Genomic DNA, 3,839 nt, shown 5'->3' on the forward strand with positions numbered 1-3,839 from the left:
CATGATCAAGCTAGAGGTTTAAAGACTGAGCGGGTTGCAATTATTTTTATTAATAAATATTTAACACAATTCATACCAGGTAAGCAAGAGGGCTACGCCACTACTACCAAATCATTACCGCACCCTATCTCAACAAGCAATTTAAATGCGTGGGCAGCTTACAACAGCATTTCCACCTATTGGGGAGATTCAAAAATTAGTTCGCCATTATTCATTTTTTCAACGACTAAATGGCGATAGAGTGTCACTTGCCGGAGGATTTGGTCGGGATTATTTTTCTTATTAGAAAACATGATTGTTTTAATCGATTCAAATTCTATTCTTGTGATCACACCATCTTTGATCGCTCGTTCAATTGTAACTCGTAAATATTCTAATTCTTGGCTTTCCTCTGGGGTAATTTCTAGACTGTTAGGACGTTCTATTTTCATGATCGATTGTTCTTACCTGCTAACTGATAACTGGATAATCACGGCTATTTTTTCACACTTTCACGATCGGTGGAGAGAGAGTTTCCGTCTGGCTAGAAACGGCTAGATTATTATTTTGGCCGTTATTTTGCGGCAATTGTCCCGAGGCTAAATTCTGCCCCTCTCCCGTAATCAAACGAGCGCCACGACCGCGGGTAAAATAATTCCAACCCCATTGCACCATCACCACTAATTTATTATCAAATTCGATCAGATAGTAAATATGGGCCCAAACCCAGACTAACCAAGCGATGAACCCGGAAAACTTGACAAATCCCAAATCAACCACGGCCGCATTTTGGCCGATCACTGCCAGACTACCTCGATCGATATAATGAAAAGGTTGAATAGTTTGCCCTTTTAGGCGAGAAATTAATAAATTCGCCAGATATTCGCCCTCCTGCATGGCCACGGGGGCAATTCCGGGTAAAGGTTTATCTCCCTGATGGGCAAAATTAGCCAGATCCCCGATCACAAAAATATTGGCATAACCAGCGATACTTAAATCCGGTTCGACGATTACCCGGCCGACGCGATCGAGATTTACCCCGGTTCTTTCGGCCAAAATTCGCCCCATTCTCGATGCTTTTACCCCTGCTGCCCATAAAATTGTCTCGGCGGCGATTTCTGTCGTCTTTTCTCCCTGACGGACGGTGACACAACCTTCAACAATATTGGTAACGATGCTGTTAGTTTGCACTGTCACCCCTAATTTTATGAGAGAAGCGGCAGCTTTAGCGGATAAATCGGGCGAATATGGGGGTAATACTCGATCCATCCCTTCTAAGAGCAAAATTTTCGCTTCTGTGGGGTTAATCTGGTGAAAATCAGACCTAAGCGCACCGTGGGCAATTTCAGCGATCGCTCCTGCCAATTCTACCCCCGTCGGTCCGCCACCGACAATAACAAAAGTTAATAAAGCTTGCCGCTTTTCGGCATCGATTTCTTTCTCGGCCTTCTCGAAAGCGAGATAGATGCGACGACGCATTTCCACCGCATCTTCAATGGTTTTTAACCCGGGGGCGTAGGGCTGCCATTGTTCATTGCCAAAATAGTGATGACTGACTCCCGTGGCAATGACTAATTGATCGTAGGCGATCGGCGGGTGATCTTTCAAGATCACTTCTCCCTTAACTGGATCTATATCTATGGCATGATCGAGGAGAATATCTGTATTCTCATGGCCCCGTAGGATTAAGCGCAAAGGTGAGGAGATATCGGCCGGAGACAGCGCCCCAGTAGCCACTTGATAGAGGAGGGGCTGAAAAAGATGGAAATTTCGCTTATCGATGAGGGTAACATGAACGGGAGCGTTTTTTAGGGCTTTGGCCGTGTATAAACCCGCAAATCCGCCGCCTATGATAACAACTCTTGGCTGTTTTTCAGTCATTGCTTAACAATAATTCATAAATTTTTCCCTAGTGTAGTCCGGATTGTCACAATTTAGCGGTGACAAGCGTTACCGAAAACAGCAGTCTTTAATCTAGAAAAAAATATAAATACTCGCTTTTTTGGCCAGCGAGGAGGGCAAAACCCAAAAAGTACAGGGACTCTGATATGCTCGAAAAACTTGCAAAGACCGCTACGCCGTTTTACCTAAGTTTATGACCTGGGTTAACCAGGTGGGAACTTATATTCCGCGTTTCTGTTTCCGAGTACAAGCTCGGTTTACTACCACACGGATTGGTTATTTGCTCCCTTATCACAATCAAGCATAGATCAAAAAACTTGAAAGGCAGTCACCAACGTAGAAGCCCGATTTAGTCCGATCATAGCATTTTTTTTTCTCAGAGGCAAGAGGGGAAGTGGGAAGTGGGGTGTGGGGTGTGGGGTGTGGGGAAACTGTCTTATCACCCTATCATCCCAAAACCCTGTCTCCTGTCTCCTGTCTCCTGTCTCCTATCTCCTAACACCTAACACCTGATCTTGTTGGCTCTGTGAAAGTCTGGGACTACAATAGAGAAAAGTGACAATTTTTGCCAGAGTGATTACCGAGGACTAATAAAGAATGACGGCTATCCTAGGGAAACCTGCCACGCTCAACACTCCGATTCTGCACCGTCTTGCCAATGGTTTAACGATTATTGCCGAAAGTCAACCGGTAGAAGCGGTTAATCTCAATGTTTGGCTGCAGGTCGGCTCGGCCTTAGAATCGGATCAGATCAATGGGATGGCTCATTTTCTCGAACACATGGTTTTTAAGGGAACCCCTAACTTAGACAGTGGTGAATTTGAACGGGCGATCGAATCGAGGGGAGCGGTGACTAATGCCGCTACTAGCCAAGAATACACCCATTATTACATTACCACTGCCCCGCAGGACTTCGCCCATCTAGCTCCGCTGCAGCTAGAAGTGGTTTTAGAAGCTTTAATCCCCGATGAAGCTTTTGAGCGGGAAAGACAGGTTATTTTAGAAGAAATTCGTCGTTCTCAGGATAATCCCCGTCGGCGCACTTTTTATCGCACCATGGAGACTTGTTTTCAGGTTTTACCCTATCGTCGTCCGGTGTTGGGTCCGACGGCAGTGATTGAAAATCTTACTCCTCAACAAATGCGAGATTTTCATCGGACTTGGTATCGTCCCGAATGGATGACGGTGGCGGTGGTGGGTAATTTACCTGTAGATGATTTAATGGCTATTGTGAGGGATTCTTTAGATACTTTAGGCAGTAAGGGCAATTCTGGGCTTATTTCTCATCCTATCGCCAATCTACAGCCCGAAGCTCCTTTTAACGAGATTATCCGTCAAGAATACGAGGATGAAAATTTGCAGCAGGCCCGCTTAATCCTATTTTGGAAAGTGCCGGGGTTAAGAGACTTAGAAAAAACCTATCCTCTCGATGTTTTAGCGGCTATTCTGGGTCAGGGCAAGGTATCGCGATTATTTCAGTCTCTGCGCCAAGAAAAGGGGCTAGTTTCCCAAATAACTGCCAGTAATATGTCCCAAGCAGTGCAAGGTGTGTTTTCCGTGTCGGCTCAATTAGCCTCGGAAAATATCGAGCAAGTGGAGAGAGAGGTGATAGCACAGATTGGACAAATTCAACAGGAAGCTGTGACAGTTTCTGAACTGGAACGAGTTAAAACCCAAGTGGCCAATCGGTTTATTTTTAGCAATGAAAGACCGAGCGATCGGGCTAACCTTTACGGTTATTATCATACTCAGATCGGTGATTTACAACCAGCTTTTTGTTATCCCCAACACATTGAAGCCCTCACTTTAGAGGATATTCAAAATGCCTGTCAAGAGTATTTAAATCCTAACGCTTACGGTGTGGTGGTGGTGAGACCAATTCAGTAATCAGTGAACAGTAATCAGTAATCAGTGAACAGTGAACTGAAAACTCACATCTGATAACAGATAACAGATAA

3 protein-coding genes and 1 other RNA gene are annotated in these 3,839 nt (G+C 44.8%); 1 reads left to right on the forward strand and 3 read right to left on the reverse strand.

Annotated features, from left to right (window positions below; all coding sequences use genetic code 11):
- Positions 1–176 precede the first annotated feature (176 nt).
- The 3 genes from PX636_RS14555 to ssrS form a co-directional block, all read right to left on the reverse strand.
- The gene (locus tag PX636_RS14555) at positions 177–431 is read right to left on the reverse strand and encodes a hypothetical protein (RefSeq protein ID WP_287230961.1); all 255 of its coding nucleotides are present in this window, start codon (positions 429–431) and stop codon (positions 177–179) included.
- A 52-nt stretch (positions 432–483) separates the two neighbouring features.
- Complete coding sequence (locus PX636_RS14560) at positions 484–1,860, reverse strand: NAD(P)/FAD-dependent oxidoreductase (RefSeq protein WP_288117666.1); 1,377 nt, start codon at positions 1,858–1,860, stop codon at positions 484–486.
- A 182-nt stretch (positions 1,861–2,042) separates the two neighbouring features.
- Positions 2,043–2,230, reverse strand: a non-coding RNA gene (gene ssrS / locus PX636_RS14565) — 6S RNA.
- Positions 2,231–2,478: 248 nt separating this feature from the next.
- On the opposite strand from ssrS, the gene PX636_RS14570 reads away from it, so the two are divergent.
- Positions 2,479–3,768 carry a M16 family metallopeptidase gene (locus tag PX636_RS14570; protein ID WP_288117667.1) on the forward strand — a complete coding sequence of 430 codons (1,290 nt, stop codon included), beginning with the start codon at positions 2,479–2,481 and terminating at the stop codon, positions 3,766–3,768.
- Positions 3,769–3,839: the final 71 nt, after the last annotated feature.

The organism is Microcystis sp. M53598_WE2 (genome assembly GCF_030067735.1).
GTDB classification, from domain to species: domain Bacteria; phylum Cyanobacteriota; class Cyanobacteriia; order Cyanobacteriales; family Microcystaceae; genus Microcystis; species Microcystis aeruginosa.